This window comes from Acidiphilium sp. 20-67-58, from assembly GCF_002255515.1.
Lineage (GTDB): Bacteria > Pseudomonadota > Alphaproteobacteria > Acetobacterales > Acetobacteraceae > Acidiphilium.
In genome coordinates, this window is record NZ_NCAS01000010.1 from 28,390 (window position 1) to 51,892 (window position 23,503).

Here is a 23,503-nt window from a genome sequence, read left to right on the forward strand (position 1 = left end):
ATCGTGGCGATATTCTGCAAGGAGCCACACGATCATGGTGAAATCCGGCACGATCGATGATTTCGATAGGGATATCCTGTCCGCCCTTCGGAGCGATGCGCGTATCTCCATGCTCGATCTCGCCGAGCGGGTCGGGCTGAGTGCGACGCCGGTGGCCCGCCGCGTGCGCCGGCTGGAGCGGGAGGGCATCATCCGCGGCTATACCGTGATGATCGACGAGGCGGCGCTTGGCTTCGATGTCTCGGTGTTCGTGTCGGTCAAGCTCGACAAGCAGGTGGATGACGCGCTGGTGCGCTTCGAGGCGGCCATCGCCTCGTTTCCCGAAGTGGTCGATTGCTGGCTGATGACGGGCAACCGCGACTATCTGCTGCGGGTGGTGACGACGAGCCTCGCCGCGTTCGAGCAATTTCTGGTCGGGCAGTTGACGCGGGTGCGCGGTGTCGCCTCGATCGAGAGCTCGATCCCGCTGCGCCGGGTCAAGTCCGGGGTGTCGCGTTCAGCGTGAGGAGGGCAGCCTGAGGGGGGCAGCCTGAGGCGGGCAACCTGAGGCGGGCGGCGCGTCAGGTGCTGGCGAAGGAGGAGACGGGCGACGGATGCGGCAGCGCATCCGCCCGGGCGCACAGCCAGCCGGCGACATCTTCCTCGGGCATCGGCCGGCTGTACAGGTAACCCTGGAGCGAGCCGACGCCGAGATCGATCAGGTGGCTGTTCTGTTCCGCGGTCTCGACCCCCTCGGCCGTCACCTGCAAGCCGAGTGCCCGGGCGATGGAGAGAATCGCCTCGATCGTGGCGTAGCCGTTGCGGCCGGCATCGCGGACGAAGGACTGGTCGATCTTGATGACGTCGATCGGCAGATTGCCGAGGAAGGAGAGCGAGGAGAAGCCGGTGCCGAAATCGTCGAGCAGGATGCCGATCCCCTGGCGGCGCAGGCTGTCGAACAGTTGGGCGAAGCGTTCGGCGTCGTGCAGGAACATGGTTTCGGTGATCTCGATCTTCAGGCGCGCGGGCGGCAGGCCGGAGACCGCGAGCGCGTGCTCGACATCCTCGATGAGGTTGCCGACCAGCACGTGGCCGACCGAGATGTTGACGGTGACGGCGATCGAGGGATCGGGCCAGGCGGCGGCGGCGAGGCAGGCCTGTTCGAGCACCCAGCCGCCGATGCGCTGGATCTGCCCGCTCTGCTCGGCGATGGGGATGAAGGTGGCCGGGCTGATCGGGCCGCGGACCGGATGGGTCCAGCGGAGCAGCGCCTCGAACGCGGTGCAGGCACTGTTGCGCGCGGCGATGATCGGCTGGAAGACGAGGCGGAACTGGTCTTCGCGGATCGCATCCCGCAGCCCCTGCTCCAGGTCGTAGCGGTCCGCCATATCCTCGGCGAGGGCGGGGTCGAAGCGCTTCGCCCGGCTCTTGCCCTCGCGCTTGGCGGCGTACATCGCCACATCGGCGGCGCGGATGACGATGTCGGCGGAGCCGCCATTGTCCGGATAGAGCGCGACCCCGACCGACGCCTCGATCCGGCAGATATCGGTGCCGACGGTGATCGGCGGGCGGATCGCGTCGATCAGTTTTTCGGCGAGGCGCAGTGCCGTGTCGCCATCGCAATCGGGCAGGGCGACGAGGAATTCATCCCCGCCCCAGCGGGCGACATCGCCCATGCCGCCCACCGCGTCCGCCACCCGCGCGGCGGTGCGGCGGAGCACCTGATCGCCGATCTCGTGGCCGCGCAGGTCGTTGATCTGCTTGAAATTGTCGAGATCGACGAAGAGCAGCGCGACCCGCGCCGGGGATTGCGGGGCGCCCTCGATCATCGCGGCGAGCCGGCCGTTGAAGGTGGAGCGGTTGTAGAGCCCGGTCAGCGGATCGTTCGAGGCGAGACGGCGGAGCGCCTCGGCATAGCGTTCGCGCTCGGCCACCTCGTGAGCGAGTTCTGAGGTCCGCTCCGCCACTCTGCGCTCCAGCGTCGCGTTGGCATCGGCAAGGTCGAGCCTGACCCGTTCGAGGGTCTGCCGCTCCTGTTCCGACCGCAGGGTGAGCACCTGGTTCCAGCGGGTGAGACGCAGCCCGTTCAGCACGGTGCGCGAGGTGCGCCGGGCGAAGGAGAACGAGGCGAAGAAGGCGAAAATCCCGAAAATGGCGAATTTGCCGCCATCGTCCGGCCGCACGAACAGCACGAAGGCGACACCCGGGAGCATCACCGCGCTGCAATAGCCAATGATGAGCCGGAAGCTCGCGCTCAGCACCGTGACGCTGCCGCCGGCCATGGCGAAGAAGACCATGAAGGCATAGGCTTCGGAGAGCGGCGGCAGGCGCCAGAAGAACAGCCAGGAGAAACTGCCGAGCAGCAGGGCGAGGGTCATCGTGCCGATGCCGAAGCGGCGGATCATCCGCCGCCCGTCGAACGGCTGGTGGCGGAGCCGGGGAAACAGGATGAAAATGTCGACGAAGCGGCCCGCCGAGACCAGCAGGATGCCGGCGAACCATTCATAGAGGCCGATGGCGACGTCCGGCGTCCTGACCACGATGATCAGGATGGCCGAGACCGCGATGGTGACGAAGACGCTGCTGCTGCCCATCGAATAAAGCAGCGATGCACGGTCGCGCTCGATCAGCCGCTCAAGCTCGGGATCTGGCGGGGCGTCCGGGCTCGGGTGCGGGGCTGTCGTCCACATGGGGGTCCTAACGGGCAGAGGCAAAGGCGGCTGAAATGCAGTCCGACGGCGAAACGGGCATCGACCTCAAATGCGCCGGACGGGATTCTGTCCGGGTAATCACTATGCCGTGATTAGGCACGGACGGGTTAATGAAACATTATCGAAATGTCCGCGCCGCGGGAACCTACCTTGCGCACAGGGGATGGCCACCGCCTTGGGAGCCGGACCATCGCTCTGGCGCACGACATCCGATCGGGTTATTCCGTTTGACCGTAGGCGGCTCCAGTCGCGGCGGACGCGCCGGGCGCGCTTTGCCGGGGACGCCTCGGCAGCGATTTCGTCCATGCCGTCGGCCGCATGGGCGTCAGCATCGACAGTTCGTAGAGGTCGCTCGGCAGGGGGATGGGGTCTGACATGGGGCGACCATGTGCGGGGCGAAGCCGCTTCGTCGATGATCCTGGTCAAGCGGCGGCAGGGGATGCCCCGCCGCCGCCCGACCGGATGAGGGGCGCAAGCTTCCCCCTCAGGTCCCCGACCGAGGCGCCGCACCGCAGGCCGCATGCGCGGCCAGCAGGGTGACGACGCCACGGCAGGTCGCCGCGTGGCTGGCCATCGCGATGCCGGCCATGTTGATCGTCGATCGCGGCGAGAGATCGCGATTTTTCAGATAAGGCACGACCGAAACATTGCCCGCGGCGACGGCCGCTCTATTCCCGGCGAGTGCCGCGCTGCCACCGGCGCCGAGCGCCACGGCGCAGGAGGCTGGCAGCGAAGCCAACACGACAAGGGCCGACGTCACGCGACGATGTGTGCTGATAAACCTTTTCATCTTTTATCCCATTGAAAGCGTTGTCTGACGAAAAGATTTTTTCTTGGGAAGGATTTTCGCTGTTTATTGCTCTTGAAAGTGGATCCGGATTTTCGGCCGCAAATTCGTTTTTTCGGGGCCATCCTTCGCGAGACACTGCCGGGTGGCGGGGCCCGCGGATGGGGTTGGATGATGCGTTCATAGGGGCAGATGGTTAAGAGCTGGTTTCGAAACCGGACCGTTTTCAAGGCTCGATTTACTTGCTCCCGAGGTGTGATTAAGTCTGCCCGATGGACCAGCAGGGCGATTGGGCGCGCTGGCTGCGCGAGGCGCAGGCCGGGAATCGCCGGAGCTACGAGGCCGTGCTCAGGGCGGCGCTGCCATGGCTGCGTGGCATGGCCCGCCGCCGGTTTCCCTGGGCCGATGCGGCCGAGGCCGAGGATATCGTGCAGGACACGCTGCTGGCGTTGCACCGCAACCTGCATCTCTACGATCCGGCGCGGCCGGCGGCGCCGTTTCTCCTCGGCATCCTGAAACTGCGGGGGGCCGACCGGCGGCGCGCGCAGGCGCGGCATCATCTCCGCACGACGCCGCTGGACGATGTGCCTGTAACCTCGTCTTCACTTGCGACGAAAGAGACGCAGGAGGTCTCGATCGATGTCGGGCGCATATCATCCGCGGTCGGCGCGCTGCCGCCGCGCGAGCGGGAGATTCTGGAGATGCTGAAGCTGCGCGAGATGTCCCTTGCCGAGACATCCGCGGCTACCGGGATGAGCGTGGGCGCGCTGAAGGTGGCGACCTTCCGGGCCATCCGGCGCCTGCGGGCGAAACTCGGGGTGAACGATGAGGAGTGAGGAACTGATCGCATCGCTTGCGCAGGATCTGCGCGGCGTCAGGCCCCTGCCCTCGCCCGCGCGGCTTCTGGCGACCTGGCTCGGCGTCACCGTTCCGGTTCTCGCCGCGATCACGCTGATCATGGGGCCGCGCCCCGATCTCGCCGGGAAATGCGGCGAGGCGGGGTTCCTGATTTCGGAGGGGCTCGGCGTCGTCACCGCGCTGGTCTCGGCCTATGCCGCGTTCTGCGCCGGCCGCCCGGACCAGCCGGGGTGGAAACTCTGGCTGCCGATGCTGGCGATGCTGGCCTGGCTCGGCGAGTTCGGCCGGCAATGCGCGGTGCTGGGCGTGCAGGATGCCGGCGGCATGCTGCGCCTGACGCTCGACCCGATGTGCGTGCCGGGCATCGCCATTGCCGGCGTGATTCCGGCCGGCTTCATCGTGATGCTGCTGCGCCGCAGCGCGACCTTCCGGCGCGACCATGCCTGCCTGTGCGGCGCCCTCGCGGCGGCAGCGGCGGCGGAGGTGGCGCTGCGGCTGTTTCACGGCTCGGTCAATATCGTGACATTGCTGCTCTGGCAGATGGGCAGCGTGATTCTGTTCACCGCGCTCGGCTGGTTCGCCTCGAGCACGATCCTGAGCCATGCCGTGCGGGCGCCGCGCCGCCGGCAGGAAGCCGGCTGAAGCAGCGTCGCCCCCCCCCGGCATGCATCGGGATGTGTATCGGCATGCGCAGAGCGGCGCATGTTCAAAATTGCAGGCGAACACCGAAACGAATACGAAATGTTAATTAATTCGCTGTTATGGACAGCCCACGCGCCTTCCACCCCGACCGATTTCCTGAATACCGGTATCCCGAGAGGATGATGCAGATGCCATCGGCGGACGACCGCCTGCCTGAAACGTTTTCGACGGTGATGCGGGATCACGCGTTCATGCGGCTTCGGCGCGGATGAGCCTGCTGCATGCCGCCCGGCGGGTGATCCGGCTCAGCCTCGCGGATGGCATTCCCGCCAGCTCGCTGCGGGTTGCCATCGTCGTCGGCGTGATCCTCAACCTGATCAACCAGGGCGATGCGCTGCTCGGCCTCGCCCGGCCGCACTGGGTAAAGATGATCCTCACCTTCATCGTGCCCTACTGCGTCGCCACCTACGGCGCCGTCTCGTACCGGCTGCGCGAGAGCGAAGGCGCGCAATGATGTCCAACCGACGAACACACGGAGCGTCTCGATGACCGCCAAAAGACCCAGGGGCCTTGCCGCGTTGGCGATGCTGTCGCTCGCGCTGGCCGGAACCATGCTCGCCCTTCGGTCATCCCGCGCCGATCCCCTGCCCTTCGACCTGCCGGCCCCGCCGCCGCACATCACTGTCGGCATGCTGTACAACACCTACAGTTCGGCGAGTTCGTTCTATACGGCGGGCGGCACGAAGATCGGCCATACGCGGATCTCGACGGATGTGCCGGTGCTGCGTGTGGTCAAGGGATTTTCGGTTGGCGGGATGGCGGCGGCGGTGCAGGTGATCGCGCCCTATGTGGTGTTTTCCGGCGGGCAGGAGATCGGCGGGCGGCAGCTGACCCACAATTCCGGCTTTGTCGAGCCGCAACTCGGTGGCTACATCTATCCGGTCAACGATCCGTCCGCCGATCAATATCTGGTGCTGTCCTATCTGGTCAGCCCGCCGAGCGGATCGTTCAGCCCGGCGGCCACGCTGAATGCGAGCACGAATGACTGGGTGAACGAGATGACCGCTGGCTATGGCCATGTCCTGCTCGGGCAGGCGCATGACGGGCGGCGGCTGGATATCGAGCTGTGGGGGGTGGCGCGGTTCCAATCCGGCAACAGCGATTTCGGCACGCTCGCCACACCGTTCGGCACGGTGCGCGAGCGGCTGGACACGCAGCCCTCCGGGAAGCTGTTGGTCTATCTCCCCTATATCTTCCAGCCGCGGACGGACGGGTATGTCGGGCTCAGCCTGTCGCAGTCCTTCGGCGGCAAGCAGACGGTGGCGTTCAGCCCGTTCCCGACCGGGCGGGTGGATACCGGCAACCGGACGGATGCGACGACGGTGGGCGTGTTCGGGGGTTCCTTCCTTAGCCGGACGATCTTCGCCTACAGCGCGCTGACGACAGATGTGCGGGTGCGCGGCGGGGCGCGGAACGATGCCTCGTTCACCCTCGTGATCGGCCGGCTGTTCTGATCCCGGCCGCCGCGGCGGCGCCGCGCTCCTGAAAGGCAGAATTTCCGCTGTTTGCCTGTAACCATTGTGTCGGTCACCGCGAATACGGACCAGCGGCATCGATGGATGCCGCCCCATATCAAGACAGGAGTTTGCCATGCGCGGCACCGGGAACAACCGTGCAGACCGCCTCGGTGCCGTGAAGGCCTTCACGGCGCGCGGCGTTCTGGCGGCTGCACTCACTTTGCCCTTCGCCGCCCCGGCCGGTGCGGCAGCGCCGCAGCCGCCGGCGTTTTCATCGGGCACGCTGGCGGGCTGGGCGGTGAAGCATTTCGACGGCCGGCATGTCACGCAATACGGTATCGCCCGGTCGGGGGGCAGCCCGGTGTTGCAGGCGATCTGCCGGGATTCGGCCTCCGGCCTGATCTGGAAACACCGGATCGATCTCGACAAGACCCCGGTGATGAGCTGGCGCTGGAAGATCGCCCATGTCTATGCCGGGCTCGACCCGCATGCGAAATCGGGGGACGACTATCCCGCGCGCGTCTATGTTGTGGCCGGCAATCCGCTGTTGCCCTGGACGCTGCGCAGCCTCGTCTATGTCTGGGCGAACGGCCCGGTGACGGCGGCGAAGCAGGGCCCGCACGGCACGAAATTCTATCCGGATCCCTATACCTCGCAGGCCGAGATCGTCGCCCTCCGGCAGGGTCCGGACGGTGCCGGCGGCTGGGTCTCGGAGCAGCGCAACCTGAAGGCCGATCTCGCCCGCGCCTTTGGCGGCCATCGGCACATCATCGGCGCCGTCGCGGTCATGACCGATTGCGACGATTCCCACAGCCATGGCCGCGCCTGGTATGGCGATATCAGGCTGGAGGCCGGCGGATAGGACACGTTCCGATCCTTCCGGATCGGATGATGCGCTATCTTACCGAGAACCAGAGCATCTTTATCCGATCCTTCCGGATCGGATGATGCTCTGGGCCGACACAGGCTTGCCCGGCGCCGGGCGGCTGGCCTATCTCGGCGTCATGGTGAGGCCCCGACAGATGCGCGGTTCCGCCGCGCGGGCTTGGCGATGAACACGTCCGCCGGGGCGGGCGGCCTCGGCGTTGCGGCGCTGCGGCGCTATGTCCTGACCGTCGCTGCCGGCAACCTGGCCTGGGAGGTCTTGCAACTTCCGCTCTATCACATCTGGTATCATGCGGGTCTGTTGCGCCTTGCGTTCATCGCTCTCGCCGGGACAAGCGGCGATATCCCGATCGCGATCGTCTCGCTGGTTTGCGCCTTCAGCCTGTTCGGCAGGGAGCGCGCCGCGCCGCCGATCAGCCCCGCCGTCGCGTGGACGACGATCGCCATCGGCCTCGTCTACACGATCGGCAGCGAAATGGTGCATCTGCGGCTCGGCACCTGGCACTATGCGGCGCTGATGCCGCGCCTCCCGCTGCTCGGCGTCGGCCTCGGCCCGACGCTGCAATGGGTCGCCATCCCGCCGCTGGCGCTGCGCGCCGCCGGCGGGCGCTTCCTGCCCCGGCACCGGTCCGGCACCGGGTGAGCCCTGCGGACCCGGCGTCGGGTTTCGCAGGATTACGCGCGATCGTCCCAGCTCGGCGCGGGCAGGCTGCGGAAGCCGGGTTTGGCGAAGATATAGCCCTGCATGAGCGCGATGCCGAGATCGCCCAGCGCTGCGCATTCATCCCGCGTTTCAACACCCTCGGCCACGACCGTGATCCCCATCTCCCGGCACATCGCGGCGCAATGGCCGACGATGCTCCGCCGCCGCGCATCGGTGTCGATCCCGCGGATCAGCTCCATGTCCAGCTTCACGAGATCGGGACGGAACTTGGCGAGCAGGTTGAGGTTGGAATATCCGGACCCAAAATCGTCGATGGCGGTGCGAAAGCCCATCGCCGCGTATTCCGCCACGATATTGGCCAGATGATCGGGCGCTGCGAGCAGTTCGCCCTCGTTGATCTCGAAGATGAGCTTGCCGGTGGGAAACCGGCTGCGGGCGGCGGCCTGCAGCGTGGTGCGGATACAGGCGCGCGGCTCGTAGACCGCGTTGGGCAGGAAATTGATCGAGAGATCCCACGCCGTGTCGGCAAGGCCGAGTGACGCGGCGGTCTCGATCGCGGTGACGCGGCAGGCCTGGTCGAACGCATAGAGTTCCGCCTTGCCCACGCTGCGCAGGATGCTGGCCGCGGACTCCCCGGCGGGGCCGCGCACCAGGGCCTCGTAGGCGAAGACGGACCGCGCCGCGACATCGACGATCGGCTGGAACGCCATGGCAAGCGGCCTGTCGAACAGGCCCTGCCGGCAACCGGTGCAGGATTTCGTGCTTTCGGAACGCGTTTCAGTCACACTCATCTCGCCATCGCCATCATCGATACGTCTTCACGCCAAGCGTTCAGAAAGACAGAATTAAGGTTTCGCAGAATGCGACCAATTATTTAATGAAAAGCTAAAATGCTCTCGCATACAGGGCATGCAATCCTGCCCCATTTCGGTACTTCGCGCACGAAGCAACGGGCGCAGACCGCCGCCGACAGCGGCCGCCGGCCCGGAAGATAACGTATATTTGACTGTCCAGATCGAGGAACCGGTGACCATCATTTCCGACATCGCGAAAAGATGGTGGGTGCGACAGGGATTGAACCTGTGACCCCCGCCGTGTGAAGGCGATGCTCTCCCGCTGAGCTACGCACCCGGTCGGCAATTCTCTAGCGGCGTGGCGCGGCGAAGGCAAGAGGTCCCCCAAGAGAGGCCTAGACGAGGTAAGGCGAGGCGCCGCCCTGGAGCACTTTCCGATCCTTTCGGATCGGATTCAGTGCTCTATCATGTTGATAATTAGCCCCGCGCCGGCGGCGCGGTGGGGCGGATCGCGGCGAAGGCGATCCCGAGAAAGAAGGTCAGGCAGGCGACGCTGAAGCCGTTCAGCGTCGCGAGCGAGGCGGCTTGCGCCGCCGGATAGGTCGCGACCGGCGGCATCGGGGCAAGGCGCAGCGCGGCATAAGCCAGGAAAGGCAGACCGGCGAGGGCGAACATCGTCCGCCGTTCGGATTGGTGGAAGCCGAGTGTCGCCAGCATCACGCAGGGGATCAGGAACAGCGCCACCCCGGAGGAGAAGCCGAGCACATGGTTGCACCATGCGGTGTTCAGCGTCGCCACCGTGCAGAGCAGTGCGCGCGCGGCATAGCCGCTGCGCCGGGCGAGCAGCGGCACGGTGAGCCAGAACGGCAGCGAGGCCAGGGTCAGCAGCACGAACGGGCCGGCATTCCGCCCGAGCACGGCCCAGAGATAGAGCGGGTAGAACGGCGTGTTGCCCGCCAGCACGAGGGCGACGGTGTTGCAGGTCGCGGTCAGCCCGTCCTCATGCGCGACGAAGCCGGCAAGGGCGCGGGCGGCAGCGCGCATCAGGCCGGACGCAGCCGGTAGTGGCTGACCCCCCAGGATTCGCCGCCGGCGTGGCCGAAGAGCCCTTCGGTGGCGAGGAAGAACAGCCGCCAGCGCCGCTTCCACACCGCGGCCTCAGCGCCATAGACGCGGCTCAGAATCTCGTCGATCGGGCCGGCATTGCGGTCGTAATTCTCCAGCCAGAGGCGCGCGGTGCGGGCATAATGCGTGCCGTTCCAGCGCCAGTTGGCCTCCAGCGCGAACAGGTCGGAAAACTGGCCGATCAGCCCGTGGCTCGGCATGATGCCGCCGGTGAAGAAATGCCGGGCGATCCAGTCCGCCGGATCGTCGTGATCGAAGCGGTAGGGGCCGGTGCGGTGCGAGAACACGTGCAGGAACAGCGCGCCGCCGGGGGCGAGCCACTGGCGGACGCGCCCGAGCAGGCCCTGCCAGTTGGACATGTGCTCGAACATCTCGACCGAAACCACCCGGTCGAATGTCCGCTCCGGGGTGAATGCGTTCATGTCGGCGGTGACGACGCGCAGATTGGCCAGGCCAAGCCGCGCGACCTCCGCCTCGATATGCGCGCGCTGCGAGGCGGAGTTGGACACCGCGGTGATGGCGGCGGCGGGGTAGCGTTCCGCCATGAACAGGCTCAGCGAGCCCCAGCCGCAGCCGAGTTCGAGAATCGCCTGCCCGTCGGCGAGGCCGGCATGGTCGCAGGTCTGCTCCAGCGCCTCGATTTCCGCCATCTCCAGCGTGTCGGCCGGGGAGCGGAAGAAGCAGCTCGAATATTTCCGCCGTGGTCCGAGCACATGGCCGAAAAACGCCGCCGGCACCTCGTAGTGCTGGGCGTTCGCCGCATCGGTGTGCAGGGCGATCGGCAGGCGCGCCATGTCACGCGCGAAGGCGCGTTCGGCATCTTCCGTCATCGCCGCGAGCTTGCGGTCGGTCCGGCCGACCAGCCCGGCGATGCCGCGGCGGGTCAGCGCATCGGGGATCGGCAGGCGCTCGGCCATTTCGGCCATGGTGGCGGCGAGGTTCATCCATTCACTCCGAAGCTTGGGTCAGACCAGACCTGATACGGGGCCGGACGGCATACGGATGCACGCCGCTCAGCCCCGCCGGCGCGGCGGCCAGGGCACGATCGGGCTGACCCGCGCCTGATAGTCGCGATAGGCGTCGCCGCGCGAGGCCAGCATCTCGCGTTCGAGCGGCGGCACGCCGGAAATTTTCGCCAGCAGCCAGTACATGAACAGCGGCGCGGCGAGGCCCGCGAGGCCCGGCCACCACGGGCCGGCGAGCCCGATCAGCGGATAGGCGAGCCAGACCAGTATCTCGAAGAAATAGTTCGGATGGCGCGACCACGCCCACAGGCCACGGGCGCAGACCTTGCCGCGATTGGCCGGATCGGCGCGGAAGGCGTGCATCTGCCGGTCCGCCAGCCCCTCGCCGGCGACCGATCCGGCGAACACGGCAAGCCCGGCCAGCGTCAGGCCGGGAGCGAGCGGGTAAGGGTTGCTCGCCGCGAGCGTCACCGCCAGCGCCAGCAGCCAGGCGACCGCGGCCTGGATCATCAGCAGGAGGAACATCCGCCGTTCGAACCCCGCCCCCCATTCGGCGCGGAACCGGGCATAGCGCGCATCCTCGTGGCGGATGGCGGCGGTGCGGCGCAGGATGTAGCCGCCGAGCCGCCCGGCCCAGACCAGCACCAGCGCCGCCACCAGCAGCCGCCGCGCCGGCGGCGCCGTGCCGAGCGGCACCAGCGCGCCGACCGCGCCGGCAATGCCGGTGCCGAAGGTCCAGAACACGTCGACCCAGCCGGAATTGCGGGTCGCGCGCTGCGCCACCCAGGCGCCCGCCATCACCAGCATGAGAAAGAGCAGGAGCGTCAGCGCGAGTGCGGGATATGCCATGCGCAAGACATTCATCCGCCCCGCACTTCGTCAAGGGCCGGGCTGCGCGGCGGGCGCCGAAACGCTATATGACGCGGCAGACAGAAGGAGCCACGCCATGTCGCGCATCGACGAAAGCCGCAAATTCGTTCCCGTCGCCATCGCCGTGATGACCGTCTCGGACACGCGGACGGCGGAGACCGACAGTTCGGGCGACGCGCTGGCCGCGCGCGTGGTCGCCGCCGGCCACCGGCTCGCCGCGCGCACCATCCTGCGCGACGACGCCGACCTCATCGCCGCCCAGCTGCGCGCGTGGATCGCCGATCCGGCGATCGACGTGGTGATCACCTCGGGCGGCACCGGCATCACCGGGCGGGATGTGACACCGGAGGCCTTCTCCCGCGTGCTGGAGAAGGAAATCGAAGGCTTCGGCGAATTGTTCCGCATGCTGAGCTACCAGAAGATCGGCACCTCGACGATCCAGTCCCGCGCAATCGGCGGGGTGGCGGGCGGCACCTATCTCTTCGCCCTGCCCGGCTCGACCGGTGCGGTGAAGGATGGCTGGGACGACATTCTTGTCTTCCAGCTCGATTCCCGCCACCGCCCGTGCAACCTCGTCGAGCTGATGCCGCGGTTGCAGGAACATCTGACCGCCTGAACACCTGCCCCGCGCGCGCCCGCGCCCGCCGGTCAGATCGGCGGCGGGCCGGATTTCATCCGCTCCATCGCGAAGCGCGAGCTGACATTGCGCAGCGGCACGGCGGCGATCAGCCGGCGGTAGAACGCATCGTAGGACGGGATGTCCGGCGCCATGACGTGCAGCAGGTAGTCGACATCCCCGCTCATCCGCCAGGCGCCGACGATCTCGGGCATGGTCGCGACGACCTCGGCGAAGCGGGCGATCCAGCCATCCGAGTGATCCGCCGTCTCGATCGAGACGAAGACCGACACCGGATAGCCCAGCCGCTCGGGCGAGAGTGCGACCACCCGCCCCTGGATGACGCCGGCCTCCTCCATCCGCTTGATCCGCTTCCAGCACGGCGTTGCCGAAAGCCCGACCTCCTTCGCCATGATGGCGAGCGGCACGGTGGCATCGCGCGCGAGCAGGCGGAGAATCGCGCGGTCGATATTGTCGAGCGCGATGGCGGCGGAAGGCGCGGCGGCGCCGGCTGAAGCGGCCGCCGCCGGGCTGGTCCGGGCTTTGTCAGCCATTCCAAATTATCCTTCAGATTTAGACTCGTTTTTCGTATGCCCGGGGTAATTCAGAAAATCAAACTTATTTTCAGCTTAAAACGCCGAATTCAGAGAAACCTGTTTTCCTGCCCCGGCCGCGTTCCTATACTCTGGCGGTGCAGGAGATACCATGATCCCGATCGCGCTCGACCCTCGTCTGACCTCGCTCGGCGTTGCCGGCAACGGCCCGCTGGCGGTGCGCCGCTATCGCGCGTTGCAGGCGGCGGGGGCCGAGGGCGCGCTGCTGTTCTCCGACGATCCCGGCGCCGAGGCGGTCGAGGCGGCGGGGGCAAATCTGCGCCGCGCCCTGCCGGACGAGGCGGCGCTGGCGGCGCTGCACGTGCTCTGGATCGTCGATCTGCCGGCCGAGGTGGCGGAAGCGCTGGCGACGCGGGCGCGGGCGGCACGCGTGCTCGTCAATGTCGAGGACGTGCTGCCGTTCTGCGATTTCCACTCGGTCGCCGAAATCCGCCGCGGCGACCTGCTGCTCACGATTTCCACCGCCGGCGCCGCCCCCGGGCTTGCCGGCGTGCTGCGCCGCGATCTCGAAACCCGGTTCGGCCCGGAATGGGCCGATCGCGTCGCGCAGATCCGCGCGCTGCGCCGCACCTGGCAGCGTGAGGGCGTGAAAATGCCCGAGGCCGCGCGGCGGATCGCCACTCTCGTCGAGGAAGAAGGCTGGCTCGCATGATCCGACATCCCGCATTCGCCCCCGGCAGCGTCTGGCTGGCCGGCGCCGGCCCTGGCGACCCCGCGCTGCTGACGCTGGCGGCGCTGCACGCGATCGAGACCGCCGACGTGATCCTGCACGACGCGCTGGTGCCGGCCGAAATCCTCGCCCTCGCCCCGGCGGCGACGCGGCTGGTGCCGGCGGGCAAGCGGGCCGGCGGCATCCACACGCCGCAGCTCTCGATCAACGAGGACCTGATCGCCCTCGCCCGGCAGGAGCTGCGGGTGCTGCGCCTGAAAGGGGGCGATCCGTTCGTCTTTGGCCGCGGCGGCGAGGAGTGCCTCGCCCTCGCCGCGGCGAGCGTCCCCTTCCGCGTCATCCCCGGCATTTCCGCCGGCATCGGTGCCGCGAGTGCGGCGCATATGCCGATCACCCATCGCGGCGTCGCCCGCAGCGTGGTCTTCGCCACCGGCGAGGCGGGGCCGGCCGGCGGCGAGGTGGATTTCGCGGCACTCGGCCGCGCCGCCGATACGCTGGTGCTCTACATGGCACGGCAGAACATTGGCCGGATCGCCGCCGCCCTGATCGCCGGCGGCCGCAGCCCGACCGACCCGCTCGCCTTCCTGCTCGACGCGACGACGCCGCGCGAGCGCGTCGTCCACACCACGATCGCCGCCGCCGCCGCCATCGCCGCCACCCTGCCGCCGGCCGCCACACTGGTGATCGTCGGTCCCGTCGCCGGAATCGGTGCGATGATCGCGCCGCACCGCCCGGAAGCCGAACCCTCGATCCGCTCCGCACAAGGTTGACATCATGACCCGCATCGCCGCCCTGCCCCATTCCGCACCCTTCGCCCCCGAGGACATCGCCGTTCTCGACAAGGTGATCGGCCGCGCCTCCAGCACGCAGCGCGCCTGGCTCGCCGGCTTCCTCGCCGGGATCGACGCCGCGAAGGGCGACGCCGCCGCCCCGGCCGCACCGCCGGCGGCGAAGACCAAGCTCACCATCCTGTTCGCCACCGAATCCGGCAATTCCGAGGCCCTGGCCAACGCCGCGAAGAAGGACGCGCAGAAGCGCGGCTTCGCCCCCCGCGTGCTGGACATGGCGGATATCGCCCCCGCCGCGCTGGCCGAGGCGGAGAACCTGCTGGTCATCGCCTCGACCTGGGGCGAGGGCGAGGCGCCGCAGCGCGCCGCCCCGTTCATGCGCGCCCTGCTGGCCGAGGACGCGCCGGCGCTGGACGGCGTGACCTTCGCGGTGCTCGCCCTCGGCGATTCCTCCTACGCGCAATTCTGCGAGACCGGAAAGCAGATCGACGCGCGGCTTGAGGCGCTCGGCGCCCGCCGCATCGCCCCCCGGCTCGACTGCGATCTCGACTACGAGGCCCCGGCCGCGAATTTCATCGACAGCCTGTTCACCGCGCTCGCCCCGCTGGCCGATGCAGGCTCGGTCATCCATGTCGATTTCCACCGCGCCGAGGGGGTGGAGATCAGCAAGGCCAACCCGTTCGAGGCCGAGGTTGGGGCGCTGCACCCGATCACCTCGTCGCGCTCGGAGAGCGAGACGCTGCATCTCGAACTCGACCTCACCGGCTCCGGCCTGAGCTACGAGCCGGGCGACACGCTGGGCATCGCGCCCACCAACGCGCCCGCACTCGCCGATGCGATCCTCGGCGCGACCGGTCTTGCCGGCAACGCCGCGGCGCGCGAGGCGCTGATCCGCGAGCGCGACATCACCACCCTGACCCCGAAGCTGATCGCCGATTATGCAGCACTGACCGGCGAGGCGAAGCTCGCCGCCCTCGCCGCCGACGAGGCCGCGCGCCCTGGCTTCATCGCCGGGCGCCAGCCGGTCGACCTGTTCGAGGCGTTTCCGCACCGTCTCGATGCCGGCCAGCTCGCCTCCCTGCTGCGCAAGCTGCCGCCGCGCTACTACTCCATCGCCTCGTCGCAGAAGCTGGTGGGCGATGCGGCGCATCTCGCCATCGCCAAGGTCGCCTATGAAAGCGCCGGCCGGGCGCGGCTCGGCGTCGCCTCCGGCATGGTCGCCAAGCGGCTGCGCGAGGGCGACACGCTGCCGATCCACATCAAGGCGAACCCGCATTTCCGCCTGCCCGCGGATGCGGCCGCGCCGATCGTGATGATCGGCGCCGGCACCGGCATCGCCCCCTACCGCGCCTTCCTGCAGGAACGCGAGGCGACCGGGGCGTCCGGCCGGAACTGGCTGATCTTCGGCCATCGCCGCTTCACCCACGACTTCCTCTACCAGCTCGAAATCCAGGACTGGCTGAAGAGCGGCGTGCTCAACGAGATCGACCTCGCCTTCTCGCGCGACCAGCCCGAGAAGCGCTACGTGCAGCACGTGCTGTGGGAACGCCGCGCGGCGCTGCAGGCCCAGCTCGCCGAGGGGGCCACGCTCTATCTCTGCGGCGACGCCAAGGCGATGGCCCGCGATGTCGATGCAACACTCGCGCGCATCCTCGGCGGCGACGACGCGCAGAAGGGCCAGGCAGCAGTTGACGCGCTGATCGCCGCCGGCCGCTACAAGAAGGACGTCTACTGATGAGCGAACCCGTTTCCGACCGCGCGAGCGCGACGCTGGACATGCTGCGCGCCGCACTGCACGCCCATCACGGCAGGATCGCGCTGGTCTCCTCCTTCGGCACCGAATCGGCCGTGCTGCTCGACATGGTGGCGAGGATCGACCGCACCCTGCCGGTGATCTTCCTTGAAACCGGCAAGCTGTTTCCCGACACGATCGCCTATCGCAACGCGCTGATCGCCCGGCTGCGGCTGCACGATGTCCGCACCATCCGGCCGGACCCAGCACATCTCGCCGAGCTGGACCCGGATGGCGGGCTGTTCGGGCGTGACCCCGATCTCTGCTGCACCATCCGCAAGACCATGCCGCTGGATGCCGCCCTCACCGGGTTCGAGGCGTGGATTTCCGGCCGCAAGCGCACCCAGTCCGACCAGCGGGCGCGCATCCTGCCGATCGAGACCGGGCCGGACGGGCGGACCATCGTCAACCCGCTGCATGACTGGGAGCGCGCCGATATCGACGCCTATTTCGCCGCCCGCCGCCTGCCGCGCCACCCGCTGGAGACGGAGGGTTTCCCCTCGATCGGCTGTGCCACCTGCACCCGCCGCGTCCGCCCGGGCGAGCCGCCGCGCGCCGGCCGCTGGAGCGGCACCAGCAAGACCGAGTGCGGCATCTTCCTCGACCGCGCCGGCCAGGCCGCCTGACCCGACAACGCCAGGGCAATTTCCGATCCTTCCGGAGCGGATGCAGCGCCCTGTCATATCGATAAACTGAGCATCCCTGTCCGGTCAGATGGCTCCATCGGATCGGGTGATGCACCAACCGAAAGATTGCACCATGGCGGATCGTGACGTCATTCAGCTTTCCCGCAACGAGGACATCAAGGCGCGGAGCGACTTTCTCCGCGGCACGCTGGTCGAGGAACTCGGCCAGCAGGCGCTCGGCGGCCTGACCGAGGATGGCGGCCAGCTCGTCAAGTTCCACGGCATGTATGTCCAGGACGACCGCGACTTGCGCCCCGAACGGGCCAAGCGCAAGCTCGACCGCGCCTATTCCTTCATGGCGCGGCTGCGGATTCCCGCCGGCGTGCTGACGCCGCGCCAGTATATCGCGCTCGACCGCATCGCCGATGAGCGGGCCAACGGCACCATCCGCGTGACCACCCGCCAGACCGTGCAGTTCCACGGCATCATCAAGTCGAACGTGCGCGCCGCCCTGCAGGCGATCGACGCCGCCCTGCTCGACACGATCGCGGCCTGCGGCGATGTGAACCGCAACGTGATCTCCACCGCCAACCCCTATCTCTCCCGCGCCCATGCCGAGGCGGCGGAGGCGGCGCGGGTGCTCTCGGCGCATTTCCTGCCGCGCACCGGCGCCTGGCGCGAGGTGTTCATCGGCGATGAGCGGGTGCTCGGCGGCGAACCGGAGGCGGAGCCGATCTATGGCGCGACCTACCTGCCGCGCAAGTTCAAGATCGCCATCGCCGTGCCGCCCTCGAACGATGTCGACGTCTTCGCCCACGACCTCTCCTACATCGCCATCGTCGAGAACGGGGTGATCGCCGGATACAATGTCGTGGTCGGCGGCGGCATGGGGGCGACGCATGGCGAGCCTGAAACCTATCCGCGGGTGGGCGACGTGATCGGCTATTGCCCGGCGCATCTGCTGATCGACTCGGCCGAGGCGGTGCTGACCACCCAGCGCGATTTCGGCGACCGCACCAACCGCAAGCACGCCCGGCTGAAATACACGATCGACACCCACGGGGTCGACTGGTTCCGCGCCGAGGTCAACCGCCGGATGAGCACCCCGCTCGAACCCGCCCGCCCCTTCACCTTCGCCGGCAATCACGACCAGCTCGGCTGGACCACCGACGCCGAGGGCCACCACCACCTCACCCTGAACATCGTCAACGGCCGCATCGCCGACCGCGACGATGCGCGGCTGAAATCCGCCCTCGCCGCCATCGCCGCCCTGCCCGGCTTCATCGACACCGGCGCGATCGTGATGACCACCAACCAGAACATCATCATCGCCCGCGCGAACGATGCCGAGCGCGCCGCGATCGATACGATCCTCGCCGAACACCGGGTGAGCCAGGACGTGTCCCGCCTCGCCGAAGGGGCGATGGCCTGCGTCGCCCTGCCGACCTGCGGCCTCGCCCTGGCCGAGAGCGAGCGCTATCTGCCGACGCTGGTTGCGAAGATCGACGGGATTCTCGCCGGCCACGGGCTTGCGGAGCAGAAAATCACCATCCGCATGACCGGCTGCCCCAATGGCTGCGCCCGGCCCTATATCGCCGAGATCGGCCTGGTCGGCCGCAATCCCGGCAAATACAACCTGATGCTCGGCGGTGCCGCCGACGGCTCGCGGCTCAACACGGTCTATCGCGAGAATGCCGGCGAGGCGGAAATCCTCGCCGCCCTTGAGCCGGTGATCGCCGCCTATGCGAAGGACCGCCAGCCGGACGAGGGTTTCGGCGACTACACGCGGCGCGCCGGCATCGTCTGAGCTTGCATGAAAAAACCTGGCCGGAGATTTCTCTCCGGCCAGGTTGGCTTCAACCCTGGAGCACGTTCCGATCCTTTCGGATCGGATTTAGTGCTCTACCACATTGATAATTAGAGCATCTTTATCTGATCAGATGACTCAATCTGATCGGATGATGCTGTAGAGCACTTTCCGATCCTTTCGGATCGGATGTAGTGCTCTACCACATTGATAATTAGAGCATCTTTATCTGATCAGATGATGTTCTATGTCGCGCGGTGGACTTATTTTACCGCGCAGACGCCGAACTTGTCCGGCGTGCCGGCCGGATGGGTCGGGGTCGAGAGTTTCACCGTCCCGAAACTGCTGCCGGGATCGGTCGGAAACGCGGTCTTGCCGGCGGGGAAGCAGTTCGCCGCCAGCAGATAGGCCATCACATCCGCATATTCCGCCGGCTTCAGCGAGCCGGGATCGTTGAACGGCATGTTCTGCGTGACGATCGTGTTCAGGATCGAGGCGGAATAGCCGTTCTTGTTCGCGGTGGTCAGGAAGTCCTTGCCGGCGATCGCCGGTGCCGCGACGCCCTGCAGATTGGCGCCATGGCAGCTCGCGCAATGCGCGGCATATACCGCCTTGCCGGCGGTGGCCTGCGCCATGGTGTAGGACACGCCGCCATCGCTGCTGGTGGCGGAGACGCGGATCAGCCGGGCGACCGGCGCTTTCGCGACCGGGGCAGCGGCTGGCCGGATCATCGCCTGGGCAGCGGCGTGGTGGGTCGGCTTGGCGGCGCAGAGATGCTGCACCATCGCGGCGACGGGCGTGTAGAGCACGAGCATGGAACCTTCCTTCCTGACCATGGCGGCGCCGGCGGTGGCGATCGGGGCGCTGCCGAGTTTCACGGCCCGCCATACCAGCCAGCCCTGCGCCATGCCATAGCCCGGCGCGCGGGGCGCCGCACAGCCATTCTCGACCGGCGCGCCGGAAGGCACGCCAAGCCCGGTATTGGCCATCGCACCGAGCATGCCGCCGAAGACGTCATGCGCGCCGGGGCGGCCTTCGGCCATCGCCAGCGTCTGCAACGCCTGCGACACGTCGACCTCGTAGGCGCCGAGCCCGCGCGCCTTGGCCGCGTCCTGCAGGCTCGCGACCGAGGATTGCAGGTTGACCAGCACGCCATGCAGCATCGGCACGAAAGGCGGCGAGGCGCGGCGGTCGAGCAGGGTGTTGACCTCGCCGATCGCGCCAACCGGATCGCCGGGCAGGCCGGCGGCGGCATCGTAGGCCTCGTCCTTGGTGCCGACGAGCAGGTTGATCGCGCGATGGGCGGCCGCCTTGTAGCGGGCGGGGCCGTTGGTCGCGTCGTTCTCGACGGTCATGATCGTGCCGACCGCGAGACGGATATTGGCCAGCGTCGCCGCCGCCCGCGCCTGATCGGACGCGGGTGCGGCGGCATGGGCGCAAGGCGGAGCGAGGGCGGCAAATGCCGCCCCCGCGATGATCAGGCTACGCGCAAAACCAGTCGGTGACATTACTTCGCCAGCGCAAACATGGTCAGCATGGTGCCCTTGTTGGTCTTCGGCATGGTCGGCAGCATCTGGTTGCCAGCCTGGCCGGACGCAACCGCGACGTATTCCGTGTTGCCCTGGGTGAAGGCAACCGGCGGCGCGATGATCGGGGAGCCGGTATCATAGCTCCACAGCTTCTTGCCGGAGGTCGCGTCATAGGCGTTGAAGTCACCATCCTCGAGACCGGTGAAGACGACACCGGTCGAAGTCGAGAGGGCGCCGCCCGCCATCGGCAGCTTGGAATTGTCGCGCCACGCGAAGACGCCGGTATTCACGTCGATCGCGTTGAACTGCCCGGTGTTCGGCCCGACGAATTTCGGGAACGCGCCACCGAGGTAGAACTGCCCGGCGATGTAGACGACCTTCTTCGTCGACCGCCAGAAGCCGCACTCGTTCGAGCTCGGCAGGTAGATCATGTTGGTCTTGGGATCGTAGCTGCCGCCGTTGTATTCGACGCCGCCATTGGTGTTCGGGCAGGCCACGTTGCCCTTCAGGCTCGGCGGCAGGTTGAGGTGGTATTGCATGGCAATGGCGAGATGGCTCACCAGCTTGCCGGTCTGCGAGTTCAGCAGCCAGAAATTGCCCGCCTTGTCGCCATCGGCGACCAGCGGCATTTCCTGCCCGTTCACCTTGCCGGTGAACAGGATCGGCGGCATCACCGGATCCCAGTCATGGGTGTCATGCGGGATGAACTGGTGCGCCCAGACCATCTTCGGCTTCGCACCCGAGATGTTAATCGCGAGCAGGCTGTCCGAATAGAGGTTCGAGCCCTTGCGCGCCGGGCCGTTGAAGTCCGGCTGCGGGTTGCCGGCATTGGCATAGAGCATGCCGGTCTTCGGGTTCAGCGCCATCATCGTCCACACGGCACCACCGCCGCGCTTCCACGAATCACCGCTCCAGGTATTGTGGCCCTTCTGGCCCGGCCCGGGGATGGTCTCGTATTTCCACTCGACCTTGCCGGTGGTCGGGTTGATCGCCTGGATCACGCCGATTCCACCCCAGTCGCCGTTGGAGATGCCGAGCAGCAGCACGGTCTTGCCGGTCTTCGGGTTGGTGTAGGGCAGCGGCTGCATCGTGTAGAACGAGTTCGCCGTGTCGGAGACCTCGACCTTGTCGAACACCTTCTTGCCGGTCGTCGCGTCGAGCGCGATCAGGTGGCCATCGAGCGTCGCGAGATAGGCCTTGCCGTCGAGCAGGGTGACGCCGCGGTTGGCGGCGAAGGAGATGACATGGGGATTGTCGGAGAATTCCCACTTCAGCTTGCCGGTCTTCACATCGACGGCATAGACGTGGTCATGCGCCGAGGTGATGTAGGCGGTGCCGTTCCAGATCACCGGAGCCGCCTCGATCGGGCCGTTGTCGGAGACCTGGAAGGTCCAGACCGGCTTCAGCTTGGAAACGTTGTCCGGGGTGATCTCGCCGATATCGACGTAGCGGTTGTTGTCGTAGTTCTTCGCACCGAGAATCCAGGTCGAGTTGCTGGCCGCGGTGTTGGTGTAGTCCTTCGGCGTCGGCGTGGTGTTGGAAATGGCGCCCGCATGGGCAATCCCGGCAATGCCGGCGGCGAGAGCGGCGGCGGCAACGCCGCCGACGAGGCCGCGGCCTCCCTTGATCCAATTCGACTTCATCTTCGTTTCCCCTGTTGAAAATCAGGCTGCGTGCCGGGACGCGGTGACGCACCCGTGGCTGCGTGATAACGCTATCATAAGCGGCGAAACGATCAAGCTTTCGTGTCCACTTTGCGACAGGCTGTTCCCAAACGGAGCAACGCCGCCGCGCGAGGGCGGCTTTCCCCGCCGGGAAATGGCGATATAGTCGGCCCATGCCAGACCTGATCGACCAGCTTGCGGCCGCACTCGGGCCGGGCGGCGTGCTCCTCGCCGCCGACGAGATCGCCCCTTACGGCGCCGACTGGCGCGGCCTGTTCAGCAACACCCCGCGCGCCGTGCTGCGCCCGCGCGATGCGCAGGGCGTGGCCGCCGCCCTGCGGCTCTGCGCCGCCGCCGGCGTGCCGGTGGTGCCGCAGGGGGGCAACACGTCGATGGTCGCGGGCGCCGTGCCGGCCATGGCGGGGCGGGAGATGGTGCTCTCGCTCGCGCGGATGAACGCGGTGCGCGCCCTCGACCCCGCGGGGCTGACCATCGAGCTTGAGGCCGGCGTGCCGCTGCGCGCAGCCCAGGAGGCCGCCCGCGCCGCCGGCGCGCTGCTGCCGCTGTCCATCGGCTCGGAGGGCTCGGCGACGATCGGCGGGGTGATCTCCACCAATGCCGGCGGCAACAACACGCTGCGATTCGGCAATGCGCGCGACCTCGTGCTCGGCCTCGAAGTGGTGCTGGCGGACGGCACGGTGTGGAACGGGCTGCGCCGGCTGCGCAAGGACAATACCGGCTACGCGCTGCGCCAGCTCTTCGCCGGCGCCGAGGGCACGCTCGGCATCGTCACCGCCGCCGTGCTGCGCCTCGCCCGCGCGCCGCGCCAGTACCAGACCTGCTTCTGCGCGCTCGACAGCGTCGATGCCGTGCTCGACCTGTTCGCCCGCTTCCGCAACGAGGACGAGGCGGCGCTCTACGCCTTCGAATACATCTCCGGCGCCGCCATGGCGGTGAACGCGGCGCACATGCCCGATTTCCGCCTGCCGCTGGCCGCCCCCGCGCCGCACTACGTCCTGCTCGAACTCGCCACCACGCGGCGCGGCGACAGCCTGCGCGACACCGCGGAGGAGGTGCTGGCGGATGCGCTGCGGGATGGCGTGATCGGCGATGCCGCACTCGCCGAATCGGAGGCGCAGCGCGCCGCCTTCTGGGCGCTGCGCGAGCATCTCTCCGAATCGCAGCGCCGCGCCGGCGCCTCGGTGAAGAACGACGTCTCGGTGCCGGTCGCCGCCGTCCCCGCCCTGCTGGAGCGCGCCGCCGCCATGCTCGCCGCCCGCCACCAGGGCGCCCGCATGGTCGCTTTCGGGCATATCGGCGATGGCAACATCCATCTCAACGCGCTGCAACCCGAGGGGGCCGACCCCGCCGCCTTCATGGCCGGCGCCGAGGCGCTGATGGAGGATGTCAACGCCATCGTCATGGAACTCGACGGCAGCTTCTCCGCCGAGCACGGCATCGGCCTGGTCAAGACCGAGGCCTTCGCCCATTGGCGCGCCGCCCCCGAGCGCGAGATCATGCGCCGCATCCGCGCCGCACTCGACCCGGCGGCGACGCTCAATCCCGGCAAGCTGTTCTGACCTGAGGTCGCCCGCGCTCC

General features: G+C 67.9%; 23 protein-coding genes and 1 tRNA gene. 14 read left to right on the forward strand and 10 right to left on the reverse strand.

Features of this window, described 5'->3' with window-relative positions:
* Positions 1-34 precede the first annotated feature (34 nt).
* Positions 35-505 (forward strand): Lrp/AsnC family transcriptional regulator, encoded by a 471-nt coding sequence (locus tag B7Z76_RS05310; RefSeq protein ID WP_174504186.1) that lies wholly within the window; start codon positions 35-37, stop codon positions 503-505.
* A 55-nt stretch (positions 506-560) separates the two neighbouring features.
* Here the strand turns inward: B7Z76_RS05310 and B7Z76_RS05315 are convergent, their stop codons facing one another.
* Positions 561-2,669, reverse strand: coding sequence for a bifunctional diguanylate cyclase/phosphodiesterase (locus B7Z76_RS05315; RefSeq protein WP_236656416.1), 2,109 nt, complete (start codon positions 2,667-2,669; stop codon positions 561-563).
* Positions 2,670-3,174: 505 nt separating this feature from the next.
* Positions 3,175-3,450 (reverse strand): hypothetical protein, encoded by a 276-nt coding sequence (locus B7Z76_RS05320; RefSeq protein WP_174504185.1) that lies wholly within the window; start codon positions 3,448-3,450, stop codon positions 3,175-3,177.
* Between the two features lie 299 nt (positions 3,451-3,749).
* Here B7Z76_RS05320 and B7Z76_RS05325 point away from each other — a divergent pair, with 299 nt between their 5' ends.
* The 6 genes from B7Z76_RS05325 to B7Z76_RS05350 all read left to right on the forward strand — a co-directional run bounded on the left by B7Z76_RS05325 (position 3,750) and on the right by B7Z76_RS05350 (position 8,022).
* Positions 3,750-4,313, forward strand: coding sequence for a sigma-70 family RNA polymerase sigma factor (locus B7Z76_RS05325; protein ID WP_174504184.1), 564 nt, complete (start codon positions 3,750-3,752; stop codon positions 4,311-4,313).
* On the forward strand, positions 4,303-4,977 hold the full coding sequence (locus B7Z76_RS05330; RefSeq protein WP_174504183.1) for an NrsF family protein: 675 nt from the start codon (positions 4,303-4,305) through the stop codon (positions 4,975-4,977). Before B7Z76_RS05325 ends, B7Z76_RS05330 begins: the two co-directional genes overlap by 11 nt.
* A gap of 268 nt (positions 4,978-5,245) precedes the next feature.
* Positions 5,246-5,491 carry a nitrate/nitrite transporter NrtS gene (gene nrtS, locus B7Z76_RS05335; RefSeq protein ID WP_174504182.1) on the forward strand — a complete coding sequence of 82 codons (246 nt, stop codon included), beginning with the start codon at positions 5,246-5,248 and terminating at the stop codon, positions 5,489-5,491.
* A gap of 31 nt (positions 5,492-5,522) precedes the next feature.
* Positions 5,523-6,491, forward strand: coding sequence for a transporter (locus B7Z76_RS05340; RefSeq protein ID WP_291342608.1), 969 nt, complete (start codon positions 5,523-5,525; stop codon positions 6,489-6,491).
* 136 nt (positions 6,492-6,627) lie between these two features.
* Positions 6,628-7,356: a DUF3047 domain-containing protein gene (locus B7Z76_RS05345; RefSeq protein ID WP_291342610.1), complete on the forward strand. Its 729-nt coding sequence runs from the start codon at positions 6,628-6,630 to the stop codon at positions 7,354-7,356.
* A gap of 189 nt (positions 7,357-7,545) precedes the next feature.
* Positions 7,546-8,022 (forward strand): hypothetical protein, encoded by a 477-nt coding sequence (locus B7Z76_RS05350; RefSeq protein WP_291342611.1) that lies wholly within the window; start codon positions 7,546-7,548, stop codon positions 8,020-8,022.
* Positions 8,023-8,054: 32 nt separating this feature from the next.
* Here the strand turns inward: B7Z76_RS05350 and B7Z76_RS05355 are convergent, their stop codons facing one another.
* From B7Z76_RS05355 to B7Z76_RS05375, 5 genes are all read right to left on the reverse strand, one after another.
* Entirely contained in the window at positions 8,055-8,753 is a 699-nt protein-coding gene (locus B7Z76_RS05355) for an EAL domain-containing protein (RefSeq protein WP_174504902.1), read from the reverse strand.
* 346 nt (positions 8,754-9,099) lie between these two features.
* Positions 9,100-9,174, reverse strand: a tRNA-Val gene (locus B7Z76_RS05360).
* A gap of 140 nt (positions 9,175-9,314) precedes the next feature.
* Positions 9,315-9,881, reverse strand: coding sequence for a hypothetical protein (locus tag B7Z76_RS05365; protein ID WP_291342612.1), 567 nt, complete (start codon positions 9,879-9,881; stop codon positions 9,315-9,317).
* Positions 9,881-10,906 carry a cyclopropane-fatty-acyl-phospholipid synthase family protein gene (locus tag B7Z76_RS05370; RefSeq protein ID WP_291342614.1) on the reverse strand — a complete coding sequence of 342 codons (1,026 nt, stop codon included), beginning with the start codon at positions 10,904-10,906 and terminating at the stop codon, positions 9,881-9,883. Before B7Z76_RS05370 ends, B7Z76_RS05365 begins: the two co-directional genes overlap by 1 nt.
* Positions 10,907-10,975: 69 nt before the next feature.
* On the reverse strand, positions 10,976-11,776 hold the full coding sequence (locus B7Z76_RS05375; RefSeq protein ID WP_291342616.1) for a DUF1295 domain-containing protein: 801 nt from the start codon (positions 11,774-11,776) through the stop codon (positions 10,976-10,978).
* Positions 11,777-11,873: 97 nt separating this feature from the next.
* On the opposite strand from B7Z76_RS05375, the gene moaB reads away from it, so the two are divergent.
* Positions 11,874-12,413, forward strand: a complete 540-nt coding sequence (gene moaB / locus B7Z76_RS05380) for a molybdenum cofactor biosynthesis protein B (RefSeq protein ID WP_013641037.1) — start codon at positions 11,874-11,876, stop codon at positions 12,411-12,413.
* A 32-nt stretch (positions 12,414-12,445) separates the two neighbouring features.
* Here moaB and B7Z76_RS05385 read toward each other — a convergent pair whose 3' ends face one another.
* Positions 12,446-12,967: an Lrp/AsnC family transcriptional regulator gene (locus B7Z76_RS05385; protein WP_291342619.1), complete on the reverse strand. Its 522-nt coding sequence runs from the start codon at positions 12,965-12,967 to the stop codon at positions 12,446-12,448.
* 151 nt (positions 12,968-13,118) lie between these two features.
* On the opposite strand from B7Z76_RS05385, the gene B7Z76_RS05390 reads away from it, so the two are divergent.
* From B7Z76_RS05390 to B7Z76_RS05410, 5 genes are all read left to right on the forward strand, one after another.
* Entirely contained in the window at positions 13,119-13,679 is a 561-nt protein-coding gene (locus tag B7Z76_RS05390; RefSeq protein ID WP_174504174.1) for a bifunctional precorrin-2 dehydrogenase/sirohydrochlorin ferrochelatase, read from the forward strand.
* On the forward strand, positions 13,676-14,467 hold the full coding sequence (gene cobA / locus B7Z76_RS05395; RefSeq protein ID WP_291342622.1) for a uroporphyrinogen-III C-methyltransferase: 792 nt from the start codon (positions 13,676-13,678) through the stop codon (positions 14,465-14,467). The genes B7Z76_RS05390 and cobA overlap by 4 nt, the downstream gene beginning before the upstream one ends.
* Before the next feature lie 4 nt (positions 14,468-14,471).
* Positions 14,472-16,220: a sulfite reductase flavoprotein subunit alpha gene (locus B7Z76_RS05400; protein WP_291342623.1), complete on the forward strand. Its 1,749-nt coding sequence runs from the start codon at positions 14,472-14,474 to the stop codon at positions 16,218-16,220.
* Positions 16,220-16,903 (forward strand): phosphoadenylyl-sulfate reductase, encoded by a 684-nt coding sequence (locus B7Z76_RS05405; RefSeq protein ID WP_174504171.1) that lies wholly within the window; start codon positions 16,220-16,222, stop codon positions 16,901-16,903. The genes B7Z76_RS05400 and B7Z76_RS05405 overlap by 1 nt, the downstream gene beginning before the upstream one ends.
* A gap of 133 nt (positions 16,904-17,036) precedes the next feature.
* A complete protein-coding gene (locus tag B7Z76_RS05410) occupies positions 17,037-18,710 on the forward strand; it encodes an NADPH-dependent assimilatory sulfite reductase hemoprotein subunit (RefSeq protein WP_291342625.1) in 1,674 nt (557 codons plus the stop codon).
* Between the two features lie 263 nt (positions 18,711-18,973).
* On the opposite strand, the gene B7Z76_RS05415 is transcribed toward B7Z76_RS05410, so the two are convergent.
* Complete coding sequence (locus B7Z76_RS05415; RefSeq protein ID WP_291342626.1) at positions 18,974-20,218, reverse strand: c-type cytochrome; 1,245 nt, start codon at positions 20,216-20,218, stop codon at positions 18,974-18,976.
* Complete coding sequence (locus B7Z76_RS05420) at positions 20,218-21,882, reverse strand: PQQ-binding-like beta-propeller repeat protein (RefSeq protein ID WP_174504168.1); 1,665 nt, start codon at positions 21,880-21,882, stop codon at positions 20,218-20,220. The genes B7Z76_RS05415 and B7Z76_RS05420 overlap by 1 nt, the downstream gene beginning before the upstream one ends.
* Positions 21,883-22,076: 194 nt before the next feature.
* On the opposite strand from B7Z76_RS05420, the gene B7Z76_RS05425 reads away from it, so the two are divergent.
* Complete coding sequence (locus B7Z76_RS05425; RefSeq protein ID WP_174504167.1) at positions 22,077-23,483, forward strand: FAD-binding oxidoreductase; 1,407 nt, start codon at positions 22,077-22,079, stop codon at positions 23,481-23,483.
* Positions 23,484-23,503: the final 20 nt, after the last annotated feature.

Coding starts and splice junctions, on each gene's coding strand:
- B7Z76_RS05315 (WP_236656416.1), bottom strand. CDS start 2,669: ATGTGGACGACAGCCCCGCACCCGAGCCCGGACGCCCCGCCAGATCCC.
- B7Z76_RS05355 (WP_174504902.1), bottom strand. CDS start 8,753: ATGGCGTTCCAGCCGATCGTCGATGTCGCGGCGCGGTCCGTCTTCGCC.
- moaB (WP_013641037.1), top strand. CDS start 11,874: ATGTCGCGCATCGACGAAAGCCGCAAATTCGTTCCCGTCGCCATCGCC.
- B7Z76_RS05385 (WP_291342619.1), bottom strand. CDS start 12,967: ATGGCTGACAAAGCCCGGACCAGCCCGGCGGCGGCCGCTTCAGCCGGC.
- B7Z76_RS05350 (WP_291342611.1), top strand. CDS start 7,546: ATGAACACGTCCGCCGGGGCGGGCGGCCTCGGCGTTGCGGCGCTGCGG.
- B7Z76_RS05340 (WP_291342608.1), top strand. CDS start 5,523: ATGACCGCCAAAAGACCCAGGGGCCTTGCCGCGTTGGCGATGCTGTCG.
- B7Z76_RS05330 (WP_174504183.1), top strand. CDS start 4,303: ATGAGGAGTGAGGAACTGATCGCATCGCTTGCGCAGGATCTGCGCGGC.
- B7Z76_RS05415 (WP_291342626.1), bottom strand. CDS start 20,218: ATGTCACCGACTGGTTTTGCGCGTAGCCTGATCATCGCGGGGGCGGCA.
- nrtS (WP_174504182.1), top strand. CDS start 5,246: ATGAGCCTGCTGCATGCCGCCCGGCGGGTGATCCGGCTCAGCCTCGCG.
- B7Z76_RS05405 (WP_174504171.1), top strand. CDS start 16,220: ATGAGCGAACCCGTTTCCGACCGCGCGAGCGCGACGCTGGACATGCTG.
- B7Z76_RS05410 (WP_291342625.1), top strand. CDS start 17,037: ATGGCGGATCGTGACGTCATTCAGCTTTCCCGCAACGAGGACATCAAG.
- B7Z76_RS05390 (WP_174504174.1), top strand. CDS start 13,119: ATGATCCCGATCGCGCTCGACCCTCGTCTGACCTCGCTCGGCGTTGCC.
- B7Z76_RS05375 (WP_291342616.1), bottom strand. CDS start 11,776: ATGGCATATCCCGCACTCGCGCTGACGCTCCTGCTCTTTCTCATGCTG.
- B7Z76_RS05365 (WP_291342612.1), bottom strand. CDS start 9,881: ATGCGCGCTGCCGCCCGCGCCCTTGCCGGCTTCGTCGCGCATGAGGAC.
- B7Z76_RS05310 (WP_174504186.1), top strand. CDS start 35: ATGGTGAAATCCGGCACGATCGATGATTTCGATAGGGATATCCTGTCC.
- B7Z76_RS05370 (WP_291342614.1), bottom strand. CDS start 10,906: ATGAACCTCGCCGCCACCATGGCCGAAATGGCCGAGCGCCTGCCGATC.
- B7Z76_RS05400 (WP_291342623.1), top strand. CDS start 14,472: ATGACCCGCATCGCCGCCCTGCCCCATTCCGCACCCTTCGCCCCCGAG.
- B7Z76_RS05325 (WP_174504184.1), top strand. CDS start 3,750: ATGGACCAGCAGGGCGATTGGGCGCGCTGGCTGCGCGAGGCGCAGGCC.
- B7Z76_RS05425 (WP_174504167.1), top strand. CDS start 22,077: ATGCCAGACCTGATCGACCAGCTTGCGGCCGCACTCGGGCCGGGCGGC.
- B7Z76_RS05420 (WP_174504168.1), bottom strand. CDS start 21,882: ATGAAGTCGAATTGGATCAAGGGAGGCCGCGGCCTCGTCGGCGGCGTT.
- cobA (WP_291342622.1), top strand. CDS start 13,676: ATGATCCGACATCCCGCATTCGCCCCCGGCAGCGTCTGGCTGGCCGGC.
- B7Z76_RS05345 (WP_291342610.1), top strand. CDS start 6,628: ATGCGCGGCACCGGGAACAACCGTGCAGACCGCCTCGGTGCCGTGAAG.